The sequence below is a fragment of the Psychrobacter sp. NPDC078929 genome (assembly GCF_050267985.1).
In the GTDB taxonomy this organism is placed as follows: domain Bacteria; phylum Pseudomonadota; class Gammaproteobacteria; order Pseudomonadales; family Moraxellaceae; genus Psychrobacter.
Genome location: NZ_JBNNFX010000001.1, coordinates 20,302 through 43,788, shown reverse-complemented (window position 1 = coordinate 43,788; position 23,487 = coordinate 20,302). Strand labels below are relative to the sequence as shown.

Annotated in this window: 19 protein-coding genes; 8 read left to right on the top strand and 11 right to left on the bottom strand. The window is 42.7% G+C overall.

Annotation, left to right across the window (positions count from 1 at the left end; all coding sequences use genetic code 11):
• Nucleotides 1-123 precede the first annotated feature (123 nt).
• The 6 genes from ACQKCG_RS00175 to ccoN form a co-directional block, all read right to left on the bottom strand.
• Entirely contained in the window at nucleotides 124-705 is a 582-nt protein-coding gene (locus ACQKCG_RS00175; RefSeq protein WP_427584932.1) for a FixH family protein, read from the bottom strand.
• Between the two features lie 193 nt (nucleotides 706-898).
• Complete coding sequence (gene ccoG / locus ACQKCG_RS00170; RefSeq protein ID WP_427584931.1) at nucleotides 899-2,308, bottom strand: cytochrome c oxidase accessory protein CcoG; 1,410 nt, start codon at nucleotides 2,306-2,308, stop codon at nucleotides 899-901.
• A 526-nt stretch (nucleotides 2,309-2,834) separates the two neighbouring features.
• Complete coding sequence (locus ACQKCG_RS00165) at nucleotides 2,835-3,980, bottom strand: c-type cytochrome (protein WP_427584930.1); 1,146 nt, start codon at nucleotides 3,978-3,980, stop codon at nucleotides 2,835-2,837.
• Nucleotides 3,980-4,159, bottom strand: a complete 180-nt coding sequence (locus ACQKCG_RS00160; protein WP_057760804.1) for a CcoQ/FixQ family Cbb3-type cytochrome c oxidase assembly chaperone — start codon at nucleotides 4,157-4,159, stop codon at nucleotides 3,980-3,982. Before ACQKCG_RS00160 ends, ACQKCG_RS00165 begins: the two co-directional genes overlap by 1 nt.
• Nucleotides 4,159-4,797, bottom strand: coding sequence for a cytochrome-c oxidase, cbb3-type subunit II (ccoO, locus tag ACQKCG_RS00155; RefSeq protein WP_057760802.1), 639 nt, complete (start codon nucleotides 4,795-4,797; stop codon nucleotides 4,159-4,161). Before ccoO ends, ACQKCG_RS00160 begins: the two co-directional genes overlap by 1 nt.
• Before the next feature lie 9 nt (nucleotides 4,798-4,806).
• Nucleotides 4,807-6,288 carry a cytochrome-c oxidase, cbb3-type subunit I gene (ccoN, locus tag ACQKCG_RS00150; protein WP_058024766.1) on the bottom strand — a complete coding sequence of 494 codons (1,482 nt, stop codon included), beginning with the start codon at nucleotides 6,286-6,288 and terminating at the stop codon, nucleotides 4,807-4,809.
• 866 nt (nucleotides 6,289-7,154) lie between these two features.
• On the opposite strand from ccoN, the gene ACQKCG_RS00145 reads away from it, so the two are divergent.
• Nucleotides 7,155-7,544 (top strand): SCP2 sterol-binding domain-containing protein, encoded by a 390-nt coding sequence (locus ACQKCG_RS00145; RefSeq protein WP_057760797.1) that lies wholly within the window; start codon nucleotides 7,155-7,157, stop codon nucleotides 7,542-7,544.
• A gap of 141 nt (nucleotides 7,545-7,685) precedes the next feature.
• On the opposite strand, the gene ACQKCG_RS00140 is transcribed toward ACQKCG_RS00145, so the two are convergent.
• Complete coding sequence (locus tag ACQKCG_RS00140) at nucleotides 7,686-8,642, bottom strand: hypothetical protein (RefSeq protein WP_427584928.1); 957 nt, start codon at nucleotides 8,640-8,642, stop codon at nucleotides 7,686-7,688.
• 443 nt (nucleotides 8,643-9,085) lie between these two features.
• Between ACQKCG_RS00140 and ACQKCG_RS00135 the strand changes: the two genes are divergently transcribed.
• From ACQKCG_RS00135 to ACQKCG_RS00125, 3 genes are all read left to right on the top strand, one after another.
• The gene (locus tag ACQKCG_RS00135; protein WP_102092330.1) at nucleotides 9,086-10,321 is read left to right on the top strand and encodes a lipoprotein-releasing ABC transporter permease subunit; all 1,236 of its coding nucleotides are present in this window, start codon (nucleotides 9,086-9,088) and stop codon (nucleotides 10,319-10,321) included.
• A 57-nt stretch (nucleotides 10,322-10,378) separates the two neighbouring features.
• Nucleotides 10,379-11,059 (top strand): lipoprotein-releasing ABC transporter ATP-binding protein LolD, encoded by a 681-nt coding sequence (gene lolD, locus ACQKCG_RS00130; protein ID WP_057760792.1) that lies wholly within the window; start codon nucleotides 10,379-10,381, stop codon nucleotides 11,057-11,059.
• Between the two features lie 318 nt (nucleotides 11,060-11,377).
• Complete coding sequence (locus ACQKCG_RS00125; protein WP_427584927.1) at nucleotides 11,378-11,683, top strand: hypothetical protein; 306 nt, start codon at nucleotides 11,378-11,380, stop codon at nucleotides 11,681-11,683.
• Nucleotides 11,684-11,740: 57 nt separating this feature from the next.
• Here ACQKCG_RS00125 and ACQKCG_RS00120 read toward each other — a convergent pair whose 3' ends face one another.
• On the bottom strand, nucleotides 11,741-12,316 hold the full coding sequence (locus ACQKCG_RS00120; RefSeq protein WP_227522947.1) for a DUF2062 domain-containing protein: 576 nt from the start codon (nucleotides 12,314-12,316) through the stop codon (nucleotides 11,741-11,743).
• Between the two features lie 245 nt (nucleotides 12,317-12,561).
• Here ACQKCG_RS00120 and ACQKCG_RS00115 point away from each other — a divergent pair, with 245 nt between their 5' ends.
• The 4 genes from ACQKCG_RS00115 to ACQKCG_RS00100 all read left to right on the top strand — a co-directional run bounded on the left by ACQKCG_RS00115 (nucleotide 12,562) and on the right by ACQKCG_RS00100 (nucleotide 18,813).
• Nucleotides 12,562-15,510 (top strand): ComEC/Rec2 family competence protein, encoded by a 2,949-nt coding sequence (locus tag ACQKCG_RS00115; RefSeq protein WP_427584926.1) that lies wholly within the window; start codon nucleotides 12,562-12,564, stop codon nucleotides 15,508-15,510.
• Nucleotides 15,511-15,732: 222 nt separating this feature from the next.
• On the top strand, nucleotides 15,733-16,785 hold the full coding sequence (gene sppA / locus ACQKCG_RS00110; protein ID WP_201547820.1) for a signal peptide peptidase SppA: 1,053 nt from the start codon (nucleotides 15,733-15,735) through the stop codon (nucleotides 16,783-16,785).
• A 280-nt stretch (nucleotides 16,786-17,065) separates the two neighbouring features.
• Nucleotides 17,066-17,956 (top strand): alpha/beta fold hydrolase, encoded by an 891-nt coding sequence (locus ACQKCG_RS00105; RefSeq protein WP_414559666.1) that lies wholly within the window; start codon nucleotides 17,066-17,068, stop codon nucleotides 17,954-17,956.
• Nucleotides 17,957-18,024: 68 nt separating this feature from the next.
• Nucleotides 18,025-18,813 carry a lysostaphin resistance A-like protein gene (locus ACQKCG_RS00100; RefSeq protein ID WP_424510953.1) on the top strand — a complete coding sequence of 263 codons (789 nt, stop codon included), beginning with the start codon at nucleotides 18,025-18,027 and terminating at the stop codon, nucleotides 18,811-18,813.
• A gap of 81 nt (nucleotides 18,814-18,894) precedes the next feature.
• Here the strand turns inward: ACQKCG_RS00100 and dusA are convergent, their stop codons facing one another.
• The 3 genes from dusA to ACQKCG_RS00085 form a co-directional block, all read right to left on the bottom strand.
• Nucleotides 18,895-19,878, bottom strand: coding sequence for a tRNA dihydrouridine(20/20a) synthase DusA (gene dusA, locus ACQKCG_RS00095; protein ID WP_298807249.1), 984 nt, complete (start codon nucleotides 19,876-19,878; stop codon nucleotides 18,895-18,897).
• Nucleotides 19,879-20,009: 131 nt separating this feature from the next.
• A complete protein-coding gene (locus ACQKCG_RS00090; protein WP_238069485.1) occupies nucleotides 20,010-21,314 on the bottom strand; it encodes an MFS transporter in 1,305 nt (434 codons plus the stop codon).
• A 196-nt stretch (nucleotides 21,315-21,510) separates the two neighbouring features.
• Nucleotides 21,511-23,154 carry a phospholipase D family protein gene (locus ACQKCG_RS00085; protein ID WP_427584924.1) on the bottom strand — a complete coding sequence of 548 codons (1,644 nt, stop codon included), beginning with the start codon at nucleotides 23,152-23,154 and terminating at the stop codon, nucleotides 21,511-21,513.
• Between the last annotated feature and the right edge of the window lie 333 nt (nucleotides 23,155-23,487).

The window sequence follows — 23,487 nt, the reverse complement described above, 5'->3', positions numbered from 1 at the left end:
GTTATGAATCAGGGTCATATTAAATAGTACCTATTCATTAGTAGAATATTAAATAGCTCAAAAAAAACCAGCCGATCTCTGACGAGTGGCTGGTTTTTTTATGTCTGGATGCTACTAACAGCATTAACTTTTAGCAAAGACAGGTAAAGGTTTAAAGCTAACCTCTGAGCGCGGAAGCTTGGCGACATCTTGCATACGCCAATCGTCCTTGCCATCGTTATTCACTTGCAGGTAATATTTGGCTTTTACCGAATCAAGATCCACTTGGGCGCTGTATTTATTGCCCTCAACATGCTTTAGCACGACGTCACGGTCTTTTTTGATGTCGGTTGCATGCGAGATTGAAAGATCAAGCGTATCAGGATAAGTAAGTGGCTGGCCGTTCAATAGCTTGCCTGACTGCACACTTTGCTCAGGATAATTGAGATAAAACACAACATCGCCATTATCCGAAAATTGCATCTTGCCATGCAAGTCCAAATCATAAGCAAGCTTGTCACGTGATACGTCGTGATAGAGCGTTTTGCCATCCATATACCAGTCGTCACGTACCACGCTGTCGCGGATCTGGTAAGAGTAGTAAACAAACCAGATACAAGCGATCACGACCGCAGCTGGCATACCAATCACAAAGATCATAACCATGTAATTCTTGTACCATGGCTGAGTATCTTGATGTTTAAAATTCGGTGCTGGATTAGACATAAAATACCTATTCATCAGATACTTATTTATCAAAGATCTGCTTATCAGATATCGACAAATGGTATCAACGGACAATTTGACGGCTAAGCGCTGCCAGTTTAATCATAAATCATTCACCCGATAGCCTTTGACTTTCAAAGTCGCTGGCTACCGAATGACATAAAGGAAACTAAATAATCAACTCAGTGATGAACTACTGACCTTGAGTCGTAAAGACGTTTTGCTTACTGACTTTGTACTTACCGTCTTCACTGGTCACATTTAACGTCACTGGCGTTTGACCAAACTCAATCACATCAGGATCACCATAAATACTGACAGGCATATCGAAGCTTTCGCCTGCTTCTAAAGGTACATCGTTGAAGCGTAGCTCTAAACTCAAACCCTCTTGCGGTGCGAGCGTTATTTTATAATTGTGAGGCTCTTGGGTTTTGTTGGTCAGCTTGACGATATAGCTGTTTTCGATCATGCCTTGATTATTGATAGACGACAACTGATTACGGTCACGGCGGATATCAATCTCTAAGGGCACGCGATCGGTCAGCGCATATATAACACCGCCACATAGCACAGCTAACAATGTCAAATAAGCAAATAGTCGTGGGCGCAGTACGCGGCTTGGCTCTTTTTCTGCCAGCTGACGTTCGGTCGTATAACGAATCAGTCCACGCGGATAGCCGACCTTGTCCATCACTTCATTACAGGCATCGATACAAGCTGCACACTGGATACAGCCAACTTGCAAACCATCACGAATATCGATACCAGTAGGGCAGACCTGCACACACATGGTACATTCAATGCAATCGCCTAAGTGCTCTGGATTTGTGCCCTTTTTACGGGCACCGCGTGGCTCACCGCGTTCATAATCATAAGATACGATCAATGTGTCTTTATCAAACATCACACTCTGAAAACGGCCATAAGGACAAATCTGTACACACATCTGCTCACGCATGTAGCCTGCATTGGCATAAGTAGCAAAGGTGAAAATAAACATTGAGACCCATACCCATGTTGGCCAATCAGGGAACGGAATCATTCCTATTGACTGCCAGCTATGATATAGAGAGTCTGTTCCCGCCACGTAGCTGACAAAAGTCGCCGCTGTAATCACTGAAAGCAAGAACCAAATTGAATACACAACCGTGCGTTTGAATACTTTGCTCGCACTTAATGGCGCTTTATCAAACTTGATGCGTTTATTACGATCGCCAATCACCCATTTTTCAACATATTGGTATAGATGGGTCCATATCGTTTGAGGACAGGCGTAACCACACCAAACGCGTCCTGCATATACCGTCACCATAAACAGCGTAAACGCTGCAATAATGGCAAATGCAGCAATAAAATAAAAATCTTGCGTCAAAAAAGTCATGCCAAAAATATAGTAATGCTGCGATGGCACATCAAACCATATTGCTTGTCTATCATTATAGCGCAGCCATGGCAAAAGTAAAAAAGCCGCCAAAAGGGCATACATCGTGATGACACGAATATTTTGATAAAAACCTGTGACAAACCTCGGATGCACACGATGCTTGGTGGCATCAAGATCGACTTGTTGTACAGGAATTTTATTGGATTGTTGTGCTGACATAAACGTGCCTCTTTAAAAAAGAATCAGTCTGCTGGCATGATGAACAAACACCTCTAGCGTCGAGGTATATGAGTGTATGATGTTATCAATGTCAGTAAATAGCGGATAGGAAATTCGATGAAAAACCTTCTAATCTGCTTACCAAATGATCGATTGTAAATATAGTTGGTTCAACATAATCTTGATACAAGCAAAGGGGAGTGAAGGTACTACAAATAGTAGACTAAACAAACCTGCATCTAATTTATGTGAAGTTGACTATCGTGTTATGTGATTGAGTCAGAGCGATATAAAGCCGTGACCAATAGACTATTTTAAAAAATAGCTATTCTAACATTCTCCCTACTAATAATGGGGTAATAATCGTAAAAAGCAATGAGTATATGAGAACGATTTCTAGTATTTATAGCCGCTCATCACTGTCATTTTTAAATGAAAATCAATACCACTATACGCAAAAGGGAGAACTGCAATAACAGTTCTCCCTTCATTAAATCTCATCCATATTTAGTACAGTAACAACGTCTTAGTTAGCAGTTGCTTCTTCAGTTGCTATAGGCTGAGTAGCAGCAGTAACTGGTGCTGCTTCAGGTGATTTGCCTGTTTTATCTGATAGTGAGTAGATATAAGCAGCAAGTAGCATGATACGCTCATTACCTAGCTTAGTTTCCCACTGAGGCATAACGCCAGCACGGCCATAACGTAATGTATTACGTACAGTCTCACGCTCACCGCCATATAACCAGATATTGTCAGTCAAGTTCGGTGCACCTGCTGAAATCATACCTTTACCGCTTTCAGAGTGACATAGTGCACACTGCTGCTTAAAGATAGCTTCGCCTTGATTAACCAAAGTTTGATCAAGTTCACCGTTACTCTTACTACCGTTATTTGGAGATAGTGACAATACATACTCAGAAGCTGCACGAACACCGTCTTCGCCGATCTGATCGCGCCAAGCAGGCATGCCGCCGATACGACCATTGTGTAGTGTAGTCAGAATGTTGCTAGCTTCGCCGCCGTATAACCAATCATTATCGGTTAGGTTAGGGTAGCCTGTCGCACCTTTAGCGTTAGAGCCATGACATACAGAACAGTTCTGTAAGAACAAGCGGCTACCAACTTTTAAAGCATTTGGATTTTCAGACAGTTTTTCGACATAAGGAGCAAGTTCTGCAACTTTTTCGTCAATTTTAGTCTGTAGATCTGCTGGCGGGTTTTCGCTACGACGCATGGTCGCTTGTAACTCGTTTAGCGTACCAAGTGTCGCAGTCGCACCTGCAGCGTCTGCTTTTACCAAAATGCTTTTTTCAAAATTATCGGTAAATACTTTGTTGTTACTTTCAAGCTCACTGAACAACTCGTTTTTAGAGGTCCACGGTACAGTCTCACCGTCAACTTCTACGGTGGCGATACCTTTCCAATGTGCTGGGAACATAGCTGGAAAGAATACCCAGTACGCCACACCCCAAACGATCGAGCCAAAAAATATCACCAACCACCATTTAGGAAGCGGCTTGTCGTATTCTCGGATACCATCGTATTCATGACCGGTAGTACCGTCTTCCTCAACGTCTGGTTTGTATTTTAGTACAAACAACAGAACGCCAAGAATAAAAAGCCAGCAACCGAAACTGATTAGCGTGATCCAAGAACTCCAAAAAAATGTCATCATTTATCCTTATTGCGCTGCTCTTCAGACAGAGATTTTATATCCTCGTCATCAAGCGCAAGTTGTGCATCTTCTTCGAAGCGTTTTTTGTTTTTTGGCGAATACGCCCACCATGCAACGCCTACGAAGGCAATAAAGGCAGAAACGGTCGCAATTGTTTGTAATTCACCAATACCCATTAGCGCTGTCCTTCCATTGCGGTACCTAACTGCTGTAGATAGGCGACCAAAGCGTCAAGCTCAGTAGCGCCAAGCACTGCATCTGGAGCGCCTTCAATGTCTTCTTCAGTATAAGGAACACCGAAGCGATCGCGGAATAGACGCATTTTAGCTTGAATGTTTTCGCCATCTACTTCGTTAGTCGCCAACCAAGGGAAACCTGGCATAACTGATTCAGGCACTAGCGAACGTGGATTGATCAAATGTTGCTTTTGCCAATCTTCAGAATAACGGCCACCAACACGTGCTAAATCTGGTCCAGTACGTTTCGATCCCCATAAGAATGGATGATCCCACGTCGACTCGGCGGCACGTGAATATGGTCCATAACGTTCAACTTCTGCACGTAATGGGCGAACCATTTGAGTATGACAAACGTGACATCCTTCACGGATATAAATATCACGACCTTCAAATTCAAGCGCTGTCCAAGGCTCCATAGCAGGAAGGGGAGCGTTCACCCCACCTTCTTCAGGACCCTTGTTGTCATAGATCAATGGCACGATTTCAACTAGCGTTGCAAAACTAATAGCAATCACGATACCAATGACTAACAAGCCTGTATTTTTTTCAATAATTTCATGCGGTGTACCAGCCATGATCGCTCCTTATACGTTAGCTGTCGAAGGTTTTTCGACACTAGGTTCATGATCCGTTGGATCAGCGACATCTACAGGCTTACCTTCTGGCATTTTGAGTGTTTTATAGCAGTTATAAGCCATTACAAACATACCCGATACATATAAGAAGCCACCAAATGCACGGCCAATATATGGGAAATGCGAGAATTCAACAGTATCAACGAAGCTATATACCAAAGTACCGTCTGGGTTAGTAGCCAGCCACATCATGCCTTGGCCAATACCTGAGATCCACATAGACACGATATAGAAAATCGTTCCTGCAGTCGCAAGCCAGAAATGCGTGGTGATTAAGCTGATAGAGTACATCTTCGGTTTGTTATAAATACGTGGTAACAGTACGTATAGCGAACCAATCGTAATCATACCAACCCAGCCAAGTGCGCCTGAGTGTACGTGACCAACTGTCCAGTCAGTGTTATGCGATAGCGCATTCACTGTTTTGATAGACATCATTGGGCCTTCGAACGTTGACATCGCGTAGAACGACAATGCAACAATCATAAAGCGAATGATCGGATCGGTACGCAGCTTATCCCAACTACCTGATAGCGTTAGTACACCGTTAATCATACCACCCCAAGATGGTGCGAACAGGATGATTGAGAAGACCATAGCAAGAGACTGCGTCCAATCAGGAAGCGCTGAATAATGCAAATGGTGACCACCAGCCCACATATATGAAGCAATCAATGCCCAAAAGTGAACGATAGACAAACGATAAGAATAGATAGGACGGCCAATCTGTACAGGAACAAAATAATACATCATTCCAAGGAAGGCTGCCGTTAAGTAAAAACCTACCGCATTATGCCCGTACCACCACTGCACCATCGCATCAGTTGCACCGCCAAATAGCGAATAAGATTTGAACGCGCTAACTGGAATCGCCATGCTGTTTACGATGTGTAGTAGTGCAATCGTAATGATGAAGGCGGCAAAGAACCAGTTAGCCACATAAATATGTGAGGTTTTACGTTTGATGAGCGTACCAAAAAAGACGATGGCATAAGAGATCCATACCAAGGCAATTAGGATATCGATCGGCCACTCAAGCTCAGCGTATTCTTTAGTTGAGGTCAAACCTAGAGGAAGGGTAATAACAGCGGATACGATAACCGCTTGCCAACCCCAAAAGGTAAACCAAGCCAAATATGGCGCAAATAAACGCGTCTTACAGGTACGCTGAACGATGTAGTAAGACGTTGCGAACAGGGCAGAGCCACCGAACGCAAAAATCACCGCATTGGTATGCAGTGGTCTTAAACGACTAAAGGTCAGCCATGGAATGTCAAAGTTGAGTGCTGGCCATGCTAACTGTGAAGCAATGAACACACCAAGACTCATGCCGACGATGCCCCAAACGACAGCCATGATCGTAAAAAATCTTACGACAGTAATTTCATACTCACGGTCAACTGGGGCGACTGCTGTGTTTTGTAAACTCATTGGATGATTCCTTTACAGCCCGAATTATCAACAGAATTAACCAACAATCTATGTTGTCTGCACTATAAATACTCTCAAATTTGTATTTATACTAGCGCCAACACATGTTGTTTTTTGGCTTATTTAGCGCAATGACGTCATTAACTATCGATTTAGGCCCTTACTGTCTATTAGTTAATACTAATAAATAGAAATAGGCATTTCATACACCTTGCTCAAGGTCAATCGATAGTAGGATTGTTAATAGATCATCAAGGTAAATAAGAAGACGCGCCGTTTTGAGCATCAAACATCTCATAAGGCTAAATATGTATCTTAATTATTACGAAAAAATCTGTACTAATGAAGATAGATACCCATATCTATAGGGCTATTAAAACGCATTGACCATAGATGTATGCTAGCGGCGGCTGACAAAAAACACGATTATGTAATGTTTGGTTAAAACTCCCGACTCTGTTTAAGGGTATTGTAACGCAATCCTAATTAAATATCATCAGAACTATGCGCCAAAATACAAACTCTTTGGTATAAATGTTAGCGAGCAACTTATTATTGCTGTGCTACTCCTCTATTTTATACACAATTTTGTCACTATTCTAGATGCTCATCTTGATTGAATAGAGCAGGCGCTCGCTAAACATAAGCGTAGACCTGCAAAGAAGTTTTGTAACAATAACATTGCTGAGCCGATAAATAGGTTTTACTTCTTATCAAGTCGCCCTTTATAATGAGGCTGAACGTCATTAATGGCTATGTATTGCATAGGTCTATTGATAGCAATCATTTTCATAATTCTAATAGTTAGGCCAAGAGTGCCTCAAGGGATATTGGTCTGACAGAATATCAATTAAGGATAATATAATATGGCAGTTTTTTTGACAGATGAATGGTTTGAGCAAGTAGAAAAAATGGGCAACGAAGCAGGTGAGTTAAATTTACCACCAGTACTTGCCAATATGGTCGTCAACTTAAAAGTGGCTGAAGCTGATAAAACTATCGAAGCCAATTTTGCAAATGGTTTGCTGCATCGCGGCTTAAACGATAATGCAACGACGACGCTGCTACTAGATCGCGATATCCTACAGTCTATCATCACTGATTTTGATACCAATCAAATCATGGGTGCGTTTATGAGTGGTAAAATTCGTGTCGAAGGCGATATGTCACAGTTGATGGCAGTACAGACTGCACGTCCAAGCGCAGAGCAAAAAGAGTTATACACTCGCATCAAATCAATGACGACGATGGCTTAATCGCATATTTATACGACTTTTACGCTATGTTTTTAACTGTAAAATTTCATAAGACACAAAAAAGCCCCTAATTCATATTAGGGGCTTTTTTATTGCGTAATCAAATAGGCATAAAAAGCTGTGGAAAGCTTCTCAAACAGGTTAGCTAGCTTTTGATTGGTTTTCTTTGTATATCGCTGCTTGTAGCCATACGTTTGCTTGGACGTAGTCATGTACTTTAATGCTATTAGTCTCAGCAGTATTAAGCGCACCGACACGCACTACAAAAGGATCTGCATCCTGCTCACGTAATGTCACCACATCAAACAATATAATAGATTTACCATTAAATACGGTTTCTTGCTTGCCAAGCACTTGCCCCTGACACCAAGCTTCATCTTCTTGCCCTAGTGTATCGCCAAACAAGTAAGCGCACATATGGCCCAAGTTAATCTCGACAGGTGCCATTTGTTCTTTGGTCTCAGGTTTCCATTCGCTAATTTGCTCTTGTAGGTCATCAGGGATTTTTCCGTCATTTGCCGCCACGATGTCGTTAAAGGCACGGTGATAACGGATAGACTCTTGGTCTTCGACCATGATGACTTCGTTTTGCTCGCTTAGCTTAATTTCGTGCGCCCAAGCACTAAAGTTCACATAGTAAGAGGTGTCGCGTTGATAGAGATGGCGGTTGGTCGTATAGAGTTGATCAAACGCATAAATAATGCTGCCATCAGCAGTACGTAAGCGCAACACGGCATCGTGTGAGTTGTCATTGGCGATGACACGCTCAATTTTACAGTTCAATCCGTAAGGACTATCGACACAAGGATAAGCATTGATAAAGCATTCTGGCTTACCATCTTTCATCGCGAGCACTTGATTAATATGGCAAGGTTGGTCTTCTGATAAAAGCAGGCAGCTGTCTTTTGCACTGACGTTGTTATTCAGGCCTTTAGGCATCGCGGCGACTTCAATCATTTTTTGTAGCCATTCAGGCACATCATGACTCATATCATCGGTCAGAATACGCCAGTGATCGGCGTGACCTGCAGACTGCTCATCGGTCAACGTGATCTTGGTGGGAGATTGAATGTTTTTGTATTGATAATTTATGGTCATGAAAATACTCAAAATTAAGTCAGCGTGAGGTTTATATCTAATACTGTGTTTGCTTGTGTACCATCCAACATTTTAAATGATTGGTTTATGATGGTCAGCAGCCTAGCCAGTAAAAGATCAGAAACCTCAATGAGGGGTTAATGACAATTGTCTTTAGCATATAATATATAGGTATTGGTACAGCTAATAGCAAGTCCCCTATAAAAAATAATAACAAAACCCAGTTTTTTGGTAAAAAATACTCTCAGTTTTTGCTAATGACTGGCACATATCAGCTAGTTTGTGTCAAACTAGCTCCCTTTTGACAGCTGTTATTGGCTCGTCTGACCCCCTGTTTTTGTGTTTGATTTATATGTGAGTAGTAGCAACTGTATGATGCATTTACTACTGCTCGTTATGCAACCTATATAAAGTCGCACGTAGATAAGATAAAGAGTTTGAATATGTTTCGTCCTTTAGCGTTATTTATCGGCTTACGATATACCCGAGCAGAACGTAGTAATGGCTTTATCTCCTTTATATCACTCATCTCGATGATTGGTCTGACGCTTGGGGTTGCCGTATTGATTACGGTGCTATCAGTGATGAACGGCTTTGACCGTGAACTGAAAACCCGTATTTTGGGAATGGTACCGCAGGCTACTGTGGTCTCATCAGAAATTATTGGCGACTGGGAACAGCTCGCTGATCAGATCAAAGAAGACCCAGAAGTGGCAGCTGTGGCACCATTCATTCAACTGCAAGGGATGCTGACATCAAATGGTCAGGTCGCAGGTATCATGGTGACAGGCGTCGAGCCTGAATACGAAAAAAACGTCTCCATCATCAACGAGCACATGATTGAAGGTAGTATTGACACTCTGAAAAGTGGTGACTTCAGTATCGTGTTGGGCGAGGAGATGGTGCAGTCCTTGGGTCTGCAAATAGGGGATAAAGTGACGCTAGTATTGCCAGAAGCGTCACCATCACCAGCAGGCGTGATACCGCGATTTAAGCGATTTACTCTGACAGGTATCTTTACGATCAGCCCAGAAGTAGACAGCCTTATGGCGTTTATCCCGATGGGAGATGCGGCAAAGTTACTGCGTCTGCCAGAAGGCGCACAGGGCGTACGCATGAAGCTTAACGATATCTTTACTGCGCCGATAGCAGCAGAAAAAGCAGCTGCTATCGCACCTGAAAAGCTATATCCAAATGACTGGACACAAACTCATGGCAATCTGTTTGGGGCAATTCAAATGGAAAAAGCCATGGTCGGCCTATTGCTATTTTTGATTATCTTAGTTGCCGCTTTTAACATTGTTTCAAGTCTGGTCATGCTAGTGACCGATAAAAAAGCAGATATCGCAATCTTAAAAACCTTTGGTGCGTCTCCTCGTTTGATTACGCAAGTCTTTATGGTCCAAGGTGTGGTCATCGGGGTTATCGGTACTATCGCTGGTACGATACTGGGTGTGATATTTGCACTTACGGTCAGCGATATTTTAGGCTTTATTAATCAAGCCTTTGGTCTGAATCTATTTGATGCGTATTTTGTCAATTATTTGCCATCGCAATTGCGTTTGTTAGATGTGGTATTAATCACAGGTGCATCGTTTGTATTGAGCTTTTTGGCAACGATTTATCCAGCCCGCCGAGCGGCTAAGATTCAGCCTGCTCAAACGCTACGCTATGAGTAATCGCAAACGCCTAAATATCGAAATAAATACCGAAATAAATAAAATAAAGGAAGCGCTATGTCTGCCATTTTAGAGGCGACCAATATCAATAAGATATATGATGAAGGCGCGGTCAGTACACAAGTATTGACTGGTCTTGATCTGACTGTTCATGCGGGTGAGCGCATCGCTATCGTTGGAACCAGTGGTTCAGGTAAAAGTACGTTGCTGCATTTGCTTGGTGGTCTAGATACGCCAACCAGTGGTGAGGTTTGGTTGCATGGTCAGCTATTAAATAGTATGAATGAAACTGAGCGCGGTGCAATGCGAAATAAGCATTTGGGCTTTATTTATCAGTTTCATCACCTGTTGGCAGAGTTTACAGCAATCGAAAACGTAGCCATGCCGTTGCTCATGCGTCCAGAAGTATCAACGACTGATGCTCGTAAGCAGGCAGTTGAGATTCTAGAAAATGTCGGTCTTGAGCATCGTCTGATGCATAGACCAGGTGAACTATCAGGTGGCGAGCGTCAACGTGTAGCGATTGCACGCGCGCTAGTGACCAAGCCATCGCTTATTTTGGCGGACGAGCCAACAGGTAACTTGGACTATGACAATGCACAAAGCGTTTTTGGTCTGTTATCAGAGCTACAAAGCACCATGCAAACGGCGCTACTTATGGTGACGCATGATCGCAATTTGGCTGCTCTTGCTGATCGTCAGTTGTTGCTACGCAATGGGCATTGGGAGCAGTATTAATAATTTTGGTGGTGTATCAAAAAGTATGCTGATTAAAATTCGAACAATTTTTGAAGCCTTTAAAGCCCTATAGAATCAGGGAACTTAGCATAGATTTCTTATTGACTTTTATCGCTAGCATACTTTTTGATACACCACCATAATTTTTTATATTAGGTCGAAAAACTGACCGAAACGCCATCTATTGGCGTCTGTCATGGATATAGTGGCTGTCATATTGAAAAGTTATTGTTGTATTATTAAGAAAATATATCATAGAAACTAGCGATTAAGCGGTTGTGAGCCAGCCGCCTTATCTATTTTATAAGGATGCGTAAAATGCGTGAAGATGATAATCCAATTGCGGCTTTTGGCAGTGCGGAAGAGGGTGATGAGCCGTTAAAGCCTTACATCGATTCAACTTTGTTTGAAACGCTCGATAGACAGGCACAAACTGAGCTACTGACCCCTGTGTTTGATGCCATTACTTTAGCTGGGGTTGATTACGACCTAAAAGTTCAAGACAGCGCGACAGGTAAGCGTTATACGCTCTGCAAAAATGATGAAGTCATTGATATCGTACCGATGGATAGCGATTTTACTGACAAAGTCTTAAATGCTATAGAGAACAGTAAAGAAGAATAAGCTGTGCTAGCTTAGCTAGGGCGTAAGCGTTATAGCCGTATAAGAAAATAGATTGCCTTATAACTTGTCAGATTCGTCAGAAGGTTTTTGCTGACGTTTCTGCCAGCTCGCCACGGTCTTATAACGCCAAATAGCCTTAAATGCCAAACCGCAAATAAGACTGGTGACTACAGCTAAAATCGTTAGTCCGATACAAAATGCAGCAAGCGATACTGTACCGCGATAAGTAATGAACGGATTGGCACCGTTTGATAATGCCCATAAGCTAAAATCAGCAATCATTCTACCAATGAATCGTAAGCTAATCACAGGTGCATCAATGATCTTTGCACCGATATAATATCCAGCATAAAATATTGGCAAGCTAGTGACTGGGTTGGTAATCCATGTCAAACCAAGCGCCATAGGGACATTGGCACGAAAAATAAGCGAGCCAATAAGTGCCAGTAACATCTGTCCTGGCAGCGGAAAAAATGCACTTAGTACACCGATATAGACGGCCTTATTTAGGCTGTGTCGATTGAAATGCCATAACCTTGGATCAGCCAAGTGCGGTGCAAACAGCTTTAAAGTGCGACTTTCTAAGATTTTCTCTGGTGTAGGAAGTAGGTCTTTTAGACGTTTTTGGGGCACAGGATCGCCTTTAATCATTAACTACAGTCTACTCAATGGTATTGAGAAGCTGGTATAAAGTAATATATGGTGAGTAGGGTAAAGGTTAGAACACACAGAATGGTGGTGTCAGATAGTTACCACCTAATACGTTGCCTCAGTATAGGGTAATATAAATATAAATGCTATTGCATCACGTGTCATTTGCTATAGTAAGTAACCATATTTGGCCGAATAATATTTAAGTCATCAAGCAAGGAGTGCTGGTGTACTGGTTGATTGGTAGCCTCATAATTATAGTTATGATGGGCGTATTGGCAGTCGCAGATAATGTGATAATGCCAACCGACTTATTCTTGCTAGAGACAGTTGGTACGTCTAATCTGCCTTTGGCGCTGATTGTATTTGCCACTTTTCTGCTGGCGTTGGCTCAATTCAACATACCCTCGATAGACAGCCACAGCGCTGATAACAATACCTTTAACAACGCATCTCTGTATACTAAACTTCCTTTCCGTATTATTAGATATTTAGTCTTAGCTTTGTTAGCGACTGCGTTAGTGATAGGCAGCGCATTGCAAGCTTTGGTTACTCATCAACAAGCAGAAACCACTGAAATAACTGCACCGATACGAGTACAAGCACTCGTGCGTATCGAAGGGTTGAGCGACAGTGTTTATGATGCCACTACAGACAGCGGTTATCGCCAAGTAGCGGTGATAACGAATATCGCTCCATTAGTCGCTGAGCTAACGCCGACAGAATTAGCAACTAAAACATCCGACTACTTAGATGTAAATAAAAATAGCCTAAGCACTAATCCCAATGAAGTTAGTCTCAAAGTTAGCGAACACCGAGTCCTACTTAACGCCTATCCAAAAAAGTCTGCAAATGATAGCCAGTTTGCAGCCTTAAACGATTTGCAGCCTGGTGATGAGATATTCATGAGCCTAGCACTGGCACCGTTGGCTACTTCTGAGCAAGCAGTCAATAACCCTACTGGTTTTGACAGTTATCGCTGGTTGCGAGGTCGGCATATTGATGGCGTTGCAAATATTTTGGCCGTTAGCCCTACATTGGTAAATAGTAGCGAAATTAGCAATGAAATCAGCGATAAAAAATATTCGAAGCAGTCGCTAGACTCTGATTCATATCTTCAGCGCTTTCGTACTCGTATCGATCAGGGGCGTTGGCGATTACGACAGCATTTCTATCAAGACTGGTCAGCACAAACGACAGCAGAACAACAAGCGAAAGCCGTGACATTAAGTCTTCTCACGGGTGATCGTAGCTTGATTAATCGTGATACTAAGGACTTATATCAACTGGCGGGTATCTCACATCTGCTCGCTATTTCAGGCACGCACGTACTGTTTTTGGCTATTGTATTGGCAGGCATAGTTGTACTGCTGTTTGATCGTAATTATTCAGCGATTTATCGTCGTATTCCGCGTTGGCAAGTGCGCTGGTGGGTAATGATTGGTGCTGCTTTTATTTATGCGCTATTTACTGGTTTTGACGTGCCTGCTGCCCGTACGGCTTGGATGTTATTAGCGATTGGATTCGTTAGACTAACATTACTTCCTATCAGTACGATGCGCGTGCTATTAGCGCTAGCTGTATTGATGGCTTGGGGTGACCCTTACGTATTATGGCAGGCAGGGTATTGGCTGTCTTTTATCGCAGTGGCGTTATTACTCAAGTATGACGATACATCGTATCAGCACCAGACTACTGCTGCAACGACTGTACACGATAGTAAGCAGCATACTCTTATCAGTAATGCGCTATCTAGCCGTGTTTGGCGAATGGTCAAGCGTGTATTTAAACTACAGTTTTGGCTGTTTCTTACTTTATTACCCGTTACGTTGCTTTTATTCGGTAAGGCGTCGTTATGGGGGCTTTTTATCAATTTATTTGCTATTGGACTATTTGGTTGGGTGATTGTACCGCTCAATTTATTAGCCGGGTTGTGTTATCTTTTGGTGCCAAGTATCGCTGATATTCTTTGGGTAATTATTAGTACGATAGTTGGTCATCTACACGATTTGATGAGTTGGCTGACGTCATTGCCAGCGCTATCGGATGCGTGGCTCTATACACCAGTTAATATAGCGATACTATCGATGGCTTTGCTAAGTGCATTGCCTTGGCTGTTGCCACGAGGTTTACTCAGTCGTTGGTTGATGTTGCCACCATTAACGTTACTGATAATGACAGTGTATGCTAATCAGCAGTCATTCGTCACGGTACCGACCCTATATATTTTGCCAACGGGTGATTCATATATAACGGCAGCATTGCTGCAATATCCTACCGCCAATGAAGACAGTACCAATTGGTTGTTCTTAGCTGATCATAGACCAGCCTCTACACGAACGATGCCAAGCAGCCTGACAGCAGACAAGTTATTTGAAAATTTAAAGCAGCAATTGGGCAGTTTATCTGTGGATAAGTTAGAGAGTATTGTCGTACAGAGCAGCAGTATTGGCCTGACTGATACGTTAATTCCTGACAATAAGAGTATTGCTAATACCGAAAATTCTGAATTACTACCGATGACTGTTGCTCAATTAAATGACCGTTTAGCCATTAGCCAATATTGGCAAGCAGGGCGCTCTGATCGTTGGTCTGCATTTCAGCAAGCTTACAAAACAGTTAAGCAGTCTGAAGATACGCCCACTATCAGTGCCCAACGTTGTGAGCAAGGAAAAATATGGCAGTCGACTAACGATGAATTGTCAGTGCAGGTCATCACTGGTTGGACCAAGATAGGTGATACTAGCGTTTGGGACTGTACGATTGCTCTTGATACTAATTTGCTTATACGCGTTCTAAGATACAATGCGGCAGACCCACTTAATTCGTTACCTGTCAATTCACCTGACAATCCTCAAGCGCAAATAACCATCAATCAGTTAACTAGCAAACAGTCAGCGTCTTCTCAGTCGCGTTTGATTCTAGATACTGATACTCATCAACGCGTTTGGCAAATGTGGTCATTACTATGTTCAGCTGAATCGAATAATGAGAACATGCTATTCAAAAATACACGTTGGCTTGGTCACAGTGCCTCGCAGATTACAGGCGATATCATAAGTCGTCAGAGAGTTGATGAAGTTATAACCTATGATAACAAACCGTTAGACGCGGCATTATCGCTAAATAACATTGATAGCTTTTCCAATGCCGAAACTACTAACCCTCAAAAATAAGGCTTATATTATCAGCGTTACAATATAGTGATATTTCACAGTTATACTATTGAACCATTATCGAAATACCACCATACTTAGCAGCCTATTAATACAGGTCACTGACTATTAACATAGGTCGCAGATATGGTGAGACAGTATCAGGTATACATCACCGCTTTAGCTGTATTTCTCGACAACCTCATTTTATTGTTTTAGATTGTTTCTAACTTAGGAAGTTATATGCCCAACTGGCCACCAGACCCTAACAAACGTCCTGATAACTCGGCAAATCAGCCAACGCAACTGCAGCAACCAAGCCCGCCAAGTGGACAAGAATGGAAGGTGCTGGAAAACACGTTATTAGCGAGTGTGGTTGAGCAGCGCCGCGCTCGTCGTTGGAGTATCTTTTTTAAACTACTGACCTTTGGTTATATCTTATTGATATTTTTGACCCTTGGTCGTGGTTGCAGCAGTGCGCCAACAGGTATGGACGCAGTCGATACTAGCGATCCACATTTAGCAGTGGTCGAGCTGCAAGGCGTCATCAGTAATGACGATGTAGCGAATGCATATGATGTCAATGAAGCATTGAGAGACGCTTTTGCAAACAGTAACTCAAAAGCAGTGGCCTTAGATATCAACTCACCTGGCGGTTCGCCAGTACAGTCTGATGAGATTTGGCAGACCATGATGGACTTACGCCAAGAGTACCCAGACAAAAAGCTATATGCGGTGATTGGTGATATCGGTGCGTCAGGTGCTTATTATATTGCGTCTGCCGCAGATGAAATTTATGTCAATCCATCAAGTTTGGTCGGCTCTATTGGTGTCATTATGCCAAGCTATAACGTTAAAGGCTTGATGGATAAAGTTGGCGTAGAAGATCGTACGATTACGGCTGGTGAGTATAAAGATATCTTAAGTTTATCTCGTCCGTTGACTGATTATGAAGAAAATCATGTCGAAAAAGTACTAGCAAACACGCACAAGCATTTCATCAACGCTGTCAAAGAAGGTCGCGGCGACCGTCTGAAAAATCCTGAACAAAACAAACTGTTCTCAGGGTTATTCTGGACAGGTGAGCAGTCTATTGAGCTAGGCTTAGCAGACAAAACAGGTAGTATCACAAGTCTAAGTAAGCAACTCGACCTTGATACGATCATTAGCTATAGCCCAACCGATCCGTTCCAAATGTTTATGGACCGTTTTGCAGTGAAGTTAGGTGCAGGTATTGGCTCTAGCGTTAGTCTTGATGTATTGCCACAAGAAAGCAACACTGGGCAGATGCGTTAAGCGTTTTATGTTCTAGATATAATGTGTATGATTGTTAAGGCTGAGCATATAATTGTGCTCAGCCTTAATTGTATGCACTACCAAATAAAAACCTTGGTCTGAGTGATAGCCTGATTAAATTAGCTATACAACTGTAACCATCAAACACAGTCGTCAAACTTGTCATATAAACATGGTTGGTTTTGAAGGGATTAGTTTTGATGCTGTTGGTTTTGACAATAGTACAAGGTTCAATCATTAAAAATAATATATAACATAAACGTTCCCACGAGAGTCTGTCATGAGTGATGAAATAAATTTGCAGTCCTTTGCTAAACTGCCTGTCTCTAAAATAACCAATAAACCTGTGCTGCATTTTGCCCATGCTAATGGAATGCCAAGCGCGGTATATGAGCCATTTTTTGAAGGTTTATCAGAATTTTTTACGATTGAATATATTGCGATGTTGGGTGATACGCCCGATTACCCAGTCGATGATCATTGGCGTAGTCTGACGCAGCAAATCATTGATAGCGTAAACAGTGCCTGTGAAAAGCACAGCGTTGCACAAGTAGTAGGAGTGGGACATTCGCTTGGGGCCATGTGTACGTTACAGGCCACGTATCGTCAGCCTGAACTGTTTGCACAAGCGGTGCTTATGGATCCGCCTTGGATTTATGGCAAAGTCAGCTTGTTATGGCATTTGGCAAAGACAGCAGATAGATTACCGCTTATGAATAATCGTCTGATGGACAAACTATCACCAGCTGGCGTGTCCAAACATCGCCGTGATGTGTGGGATAGCCGGGATGAAGCATATGAAAAAATGCGACATAAAGGGTTTTTTAAGAGTTTTGATGAGCGTAGCTTTCAAGGATATATCGATCATGGCTTGCATGAGCGCGCGGATGGCAAGGTGACATTGGCCATCCCTAAGGCCAGTGAAGTCGCTGTGTTCCGTACCAATCCTTCTTGGTATTGGCTGGCACCAAACCGTGGCCCTAAAGTGCCTGTGACTCTAATCATTGGTCAAGAAAGTATCTTTTTGAAACGTCGCTTTCCGCAGCAGATAAAATCGCGCTTGGGTATTCCTTATGAGACTCACGAAGGAGGGCATATGTTCCCACTTGAGCATCCAGAGTCTGTCTCAATGCAGGTGCTAGGATTGATCAAGCAGCAATTGTCCAAATAAACGCAACATACCATCAGTCATGCTTGTAATGGATATGAGCTGCCAGAGTATTTTTAAGTGATACCTTTATGCCAAAGAACCTAACTGCGCCATCTAGTAAGACTGTCTCACCTAAGTCTCTGCCGCTATTTTCGCGCGTGGCTACATTCGTGCTAACAGTAGCAATGGTGCTTGCGTTTTTTATCAGTCAGTTGGTAGGTGTTTATGTCGCTGGCAAGCTGGTATTACCTGCCGATGAAAGGACATCGATAGGGCGTATATTCTATTTTGGTAGTAATGATGGAACGGTCGTGAGCCTGTCTATACTTATCGGCTGTGTATTGCTAGTGACAATTAGCGTGCTTACTATTCGTTTAAAAGGTGGCAGTCTGCGTCAATATCTAGCGCTAAAGCCGTTCTCACTGTCAGTGGGTATAGGGATGCTTGGGCTGCTACTGATATTTATGATTGCCAGTCAGACACTGACGTATGTACTCGATATGACACCACTGGTGTTTGTCGATCCTCTCTACCAGTCTGTCAGTTTGGTTTGGCTGTTAGTATTTGCTATGGTGGTCGTCGCACCAATTTATGAAGAGGTTATCTTTCGCGGTATATTGTGGTCAGCCATCGCAGAACAGTTCACAGCACCTTCATATTCAGCGAATCATGGGGCGATTGTCGCCAGCATTGTAACAAGTTTGATATTCGCTGTGATCCATGTGCAGTATGGTATCTATGAAATCAGTACTATTGTGGTTTTGGCATTGATATTTTGCTATGCACGGATTAAGTCGGGCTCGCTACTACTGCCAATCGTACTGCACATTGTCAATAATGGTGCAGCGATGTGGCAGTATATTGTGCAAGCGGCATAGATAAAAAGCTGACCACAACGATGGCTAGCATGTAAATTATATCGAGCCAGTCAAATATTTAAATTTGGCTACGCGTTAGGATTATGCATCAGGATTTAATAGTAGCACTTCATCGGCAGCTCGCTTGATATCATCAATCGTCAGCTGAGGTTTGCCGCTCAATGCTTGACGCCACTTACGCGCGCCCATCAGACCTTGGAAGAGTCCTAAATAATGCCGTGTCATCGTTGGCAACGCTTCGCCTTTTGCGAGTTGTTCTTCGAGATAGGGATAAAGCTGCGCTAAAATCTCTGAGCGCTTAGGTATTGTCTCAGGAGTTTCCTCATTCCATAAGCTATTGGCCTCTGCTAATAGATACGGGTTGTGATAAAACGCCCGACCAATCATCACGCCATCGATATGCTGTAGGTGCGTTCGGATGTCCTCAATTGTATCGATGCCGCCATTGATTTCGATATCTAGCTCAGGAAAGTCCTGCTTTAGACGGTACACATCATCGTAACGCAGTGGTGGTATCTCGCGGTTTTGCTTAGGGCTGAGCCCCTGCAACCATGCCGTACGTGCATGTACGATAAAGCGGGTACAACCTGCCGCTGCCACTGTCTGCACAAAGTCCACCATAAACTCATAGCTATCAAAGTCATCGATGCCAATACGATGTTTGACCGTCACAGGTATATCGACTGCAGCTTGCATATGCTTGACCAAATCAGCGACGGTCTGAGGTTCTGCCATCAGACAGGCACCTATCTTATTGTGCTGTACGCGATCTGAGGGGCAGCCAACATTGATATTGACCTCGTCATAGCCATATTGCTGAGCAAACTCTGCGCATTGCGTCATCTCATCGATGTCTGCACCGCCGAGTTGCAATACAAGAGGGTGCTCAAGCGTATCGAAGCGCAAGTGGCGTGCTCGATTGCCATGTATCAATGCGCCAGTACTGATCATCTCGGTATATAGATAGGTATGTGGATTAAATAGTCGTGCAAAATAACGATAATCTGTCGTAGTCCAGTCGATCATTGGCGCAACTGAGAGGCGTTTGTTGGTCATATCAACCATGGTCATCAAGCCTTAATATTTGTGTCTTAAATAAATGGATAAGGTGCAATGGATGAGACATACCATTGCACCTTATTTGCAAGAGTTTCCAGAGCTTCAAGCGTCATGCGAAACAGTGATTGACCAATTACTTATAAAATAACATGGTCAATTTTTTTAAATTCAGGCAAATTATAAAAATACAGCCCCATGATAATACCGATAAAGCCAATAAAGGCAATGTATAGTGCTGGTGAAAAGCTTACTAAAGTTGTGGCATAACCAAGACCAAAAGGTATCAGTACACCAACGATACCGTAGGTCACATTATAACAAAAAGAGATACCTGTGAGACGCACGTTGGTTGGAAACAATTGCACCAAGATAGCAGGAACCATACCGACAATACCAGCACAGAATCCCAAAAGCGCGTACATAATTAAAATGTAATCGCCACCTGCTTGTAGATGATAAAAGAAGGCTAGTATTTGAGCAATGAGGAGTATCGAACCAATTACTAGAACCTTACCAAAATTCTCATGATTAGAAATTATCCCATAGAATATACAGCCAAAAATCATAAATACGATGCCCAAGCTATGGGAGAATCCAAACAAATCGCTGTCTAACGTAAAGTTTATCTCTATCAAGTCTGGCAATAGTAGAACAACCACAGAGGTAATGCTAGAAATCACTAACGTCAGCACCATGCCGACAAACACAGAGTGTTTGCAGTGTTTAAAGAGTATGGTAAGCGGCTTGCCTGAGTTTTTGCCGGTATTTAATTTTGTAAGTGCCAGAAAAAAGGGTGTTTCTCCGATGAATCGCCAAAATAAGAGCGGTAAGAAACTAAGAGCCGCCGCTACTAAAAATGGTAAACGCCAACCATAATCAGTTAGCTCAGTCGTCGTCATAAAGCTAGAGAGCCACATAAAAAAGGCATTTGAAAACAGCACACCTACAAAGAAGCTAGCAGTCGCATAGCTACAGGCAACTGACAGATACTGTCTGGGCACATGCTCTGCTACAAATACCCAAGATAGCGGTACATAAAGACCAAACGCCATACCCTGTATGATTCTTAACAATATAAATAAGGCAGGCGCAGCAGCCCCCCATTGTGCATAAGTTGGCAAAAATGCCATTGCTAAGAGACTGCATGCGGTGACTATGATACTTAGCAATAAAACGGGCTTTCTACCTTTTATATCACCATAACGACCGATGAGAACACCTCCGATTGGACGTGCTAAATAACCGATAACAAAAAGCCCCATACCTTGCAGTTTAGCAACTCTAGGGTCAGCATTAGCAGGAAAAATCGCCGCTGAAACAATATCTGAGATATACAAGTAAATCAAAAAATCAAAAAATATCACAGCGCTGATGAAGCTAATGAACAGCACTACATTTTTGTCTTTAGTAGACATCAAGGCATGTTGGGAACGAGATGGCATAATAAATCACATATCCACGGAGTAAAATGGTCATTAAGACAATCATTATTTTAATGATCGACCATGATAAAAACTGGCAAATCGATATATAAATGACGATTTGCCGAAATAATAAGTTGGTTTTTGAGTAATGGATGGTTTACAAGTTAGCTCAAACAGATTTACAAGACGCCAAAGCCTAACTAACTGATATTTCTTATAATAGCCAGTCAATGGGCAACCAAGACATAATGGTTAACCAAACATGGTCAGCCATGTCCACTCGTGGCTCTGAGTCATAGACTACCTTTTCGCCTTTCTCCATGGTGTGCCATTGCAGGTTGCCATTTTCTAGTAGCTTGACTTCATACGCTTGATTTAATAGATCGTCGCTCAAAGCGCCATGCAGCTGCCTTGCTAGTTCATCATCATTAATGATTACGCCCATTTCGGTATTGATATTGGCAGAGCGTGGGTCAACGTTGTATGAACCGATAAAGACTTGATAATCATCTACTGCAAACGTTTTTGCGTGCAAACTGGTTGAAGATTGACTACGGGCCCGCCACAGTTTGTTGTCACGTTTTTCTTCAGCAGCGGTCGATTTAAGCTCATATATTTTGACGCCCGAACGAAGCAGGCGAGGTCGCCACTGGCTATAACCAGAATGCACGGCAGTCACATCGGTCGCATCAAATGAGTTGGTTAGTATCTTAATATCGACACCAGCTTCAGCCAGTTTAACCAACGTATCGACGCCATCTTTGGTCGGTACAAAATAAGAAGAAATAATCGTCAATTTCTTGGTTGGGCTACCAAGCAAGTTACGCAACTGATGAACCAAGTTGGTCTCAGATGAGACGCTTTTGGACAGCTTGCCAACATCGTCACTCAAAAACTGCATGTCTGTCCAACGAAACGGCACGCGTTTGTTGATCAGATCAGTGTCTATCGTCGAGTCTTTGATGGCGGCTTTATAAACCGTCAAGCTACTGCCTTCGTTATTTTCCTCATCTATACCCAGCTTGTCTAATGCCTTCAAAAAATCAGGCGTGACGTCATCGTCGAACTTGGCTAAAGTTTCGATGTCAAACGACAGCGGCGATGACCAGTAACTGGCAAAGCTATTATCAATGTCTGCGACGACTTTACCAATCAGTAAAACATCCAAATCCGCAAACTGGCTGCTTTGATCGTTACTCAGGTACTCATTACCGATATTACGTCCGCCGATAATGGTAATCTGTTTATCAAACGTCATGCTTTTATTGTGCATACGGCGATTGATACGCGGCAAACCTGTGACGTAGTTCAATGTTGAAAACTTACGGTGCATTAATGGGTTGATGATACGCACCGCGATATTAGGGTGGCTCGCAAAACGTAATAGGTGCTGATCAAACTTTGCACTGTTATTAAAATCATCCAACAACAAACGCACGATCACACCGCGCTCAGCCGCTTCCCACAATTCTTTTAATAGCAGTTGGCCAGCCTGATCATTATGCCAAATATAATACTGCGCATCGATATTGCGCGTGGCCATACCTGTTAACATACTACGGGCGGCAAACGCATTTGCCCCAGTGACGATCGGATGATAGCCTGACAAATCAGGATGAATTTCATTCTGCGCACTAACAGCGGCCACTAGATCAGTATTGTTGGTTGTAGTCGCTGTATTTTGCTCAATCTTTGGGCTGTCTTCTTGTTGGTATAAAGCATTGACTCGCGCTGATAATGCTTGACTCTCAGGCAGGTGAGGCTGTTTGGGTAGGCTCTGGCAAGCGCTCAGACCTAAAGTCAGCCCAAGTGTCAGACTCAACGATAAGCTGCTTGGTTCTATACTGAACATCGACATAACGAATTTACCTTGATGAGCCTAAATATACTGATAAATAAAATGCATGGATAAGTAATTTGCTGAAATTGTTCATCTATTTTTAAGGATGATAGCATTGATTGGACGGTCTATAAAAATATCACCAACGCCAAAATTCAAATCGTCGCTAAGCTTAGCAGCTGTTAGCATATCTGCCTATTATAAATACGTTATTTTTGTTAGGTTTGACGATGGATGTGGTCTGTTTTTAAGGCAGTTCAACCTGTCTGATACTCCTTATCCTGAATCGTTTGAGTCTGCAGTAGGCACAAATAATATGGAGAGGTATCTGAAAGCAGATGTTTGAAATAA

Coding starts and splice junctions, on each gene's coding strand:
- ACQKCG_RS00090 (WP_238069485.1), bottom strand. CDS start 21,314: ATGCCATCTCGTTCCCAACATGCCTTGATGTCTACTAAAGACAAAAAT.
- ccoG (WP_427584931.1), bottom strand. CDS start 2,308: ATGTCAGCACAACAATCCAATAAAATTCCTGTACAACAAGTCGATCTT.
- ACQKCG_RS00165 (WP_427584930.1), bottom strand. CDS start 3,980: ATGACATTTTTTTGGAGTTCTTGGATCACGCTAATCAGTTTCGGTTGC.
- ACQKCG_RS00140 (WP_427584928.1), bottom strand. CDS start 8,642: ATGACCATAAATTATCAATACAAAAACATTCAATCTCCCACCAAGATC.
- ACQKCG_RS00160 (WP_057760804.1), bottom strand. CDS start 4,159: ATGGGTATTGGTGAATTACAAACAATTGCGACCGTTTCTGCCTTTATT.
- lolD (WP_057760792.1), top strand. CDS start 10,379: ATGTCTGCCATTTTAGAGGCGACCAATATCAATAAGATATATGATGAA.
- ACQKCG_RS00105 (WP_414559666.1), top strand. CDS start 17,066: ATGAGTGATGAAATAAATTTGCAGTCCTTTGCTAAACTGCCTGTCTCT.
- ccoO (WP_057760802.1), bottom strand. CDS start 4,797: ATGGCTGGTACACCGCATGAAATTATTGAAAAAAATACAGGCTTGTTA.
- ccoN (WP_058024766.1), bottom strand. CDS start 6,288: ATGAGTTTACAAAACACAGCAGTCGCCCCAGTTGACCGTGAGTATGAA.
- ACQKCG_RS00125 (WP_427584927.1), top strand. CDS start 11,378: ATGCGTGAAGATGATAATCCAATTGCGGCTTTTGGCAGTGCGGAAGAG.
- ACQKCG_RS00100 (WP_424510953.1), top strand. CDS start 18,025: ATGCCAAAGAACCTAACTGCGCCATCTAGTAAGACTGTCTCACCTAAG.
- sppA (WP_201547820.1), top strand. CDS start 15,733: ATGCCCAACTGGCCACCAGACCCTAACAAACGTCCTGATAACTCGGCA.
- ACQKCG_RS00135 (WP_102092330.1), top strand. CDS start 9,086: ATGTTTCGTCCTTTAGCGTTATTTATCGGCTTACGATATACCCGAGCA.
- dusA (WP_298807249.1), bottom strand. CDS start 19,878: ATGGTTGATATGACCAACAAACGCCTCTCAGTTGCGCCAATGATCGAC.
- ACQKCG_RS00145 (WP_057760797.1), top strand. CDS start 7,155: ATGGCAGTTTTTTTGACAGATGAATGGTTTGAGCAAGTAGAAAAAATG.
- ACQKCG_RS00085 (WP_427584924.1), bottom strand. CDS start 23,154: ATGTCGATGTTCAGTATAGAACCAAGCAGCTTATCGTTGAGTCTGACA.
- ACQKCG_RS00175 (WP_427584932.1), bottom strand. CDS start 705: ATGTCTAATCCAGCACCGAATTTTAAACATCAAGATACTCAGCCATGG.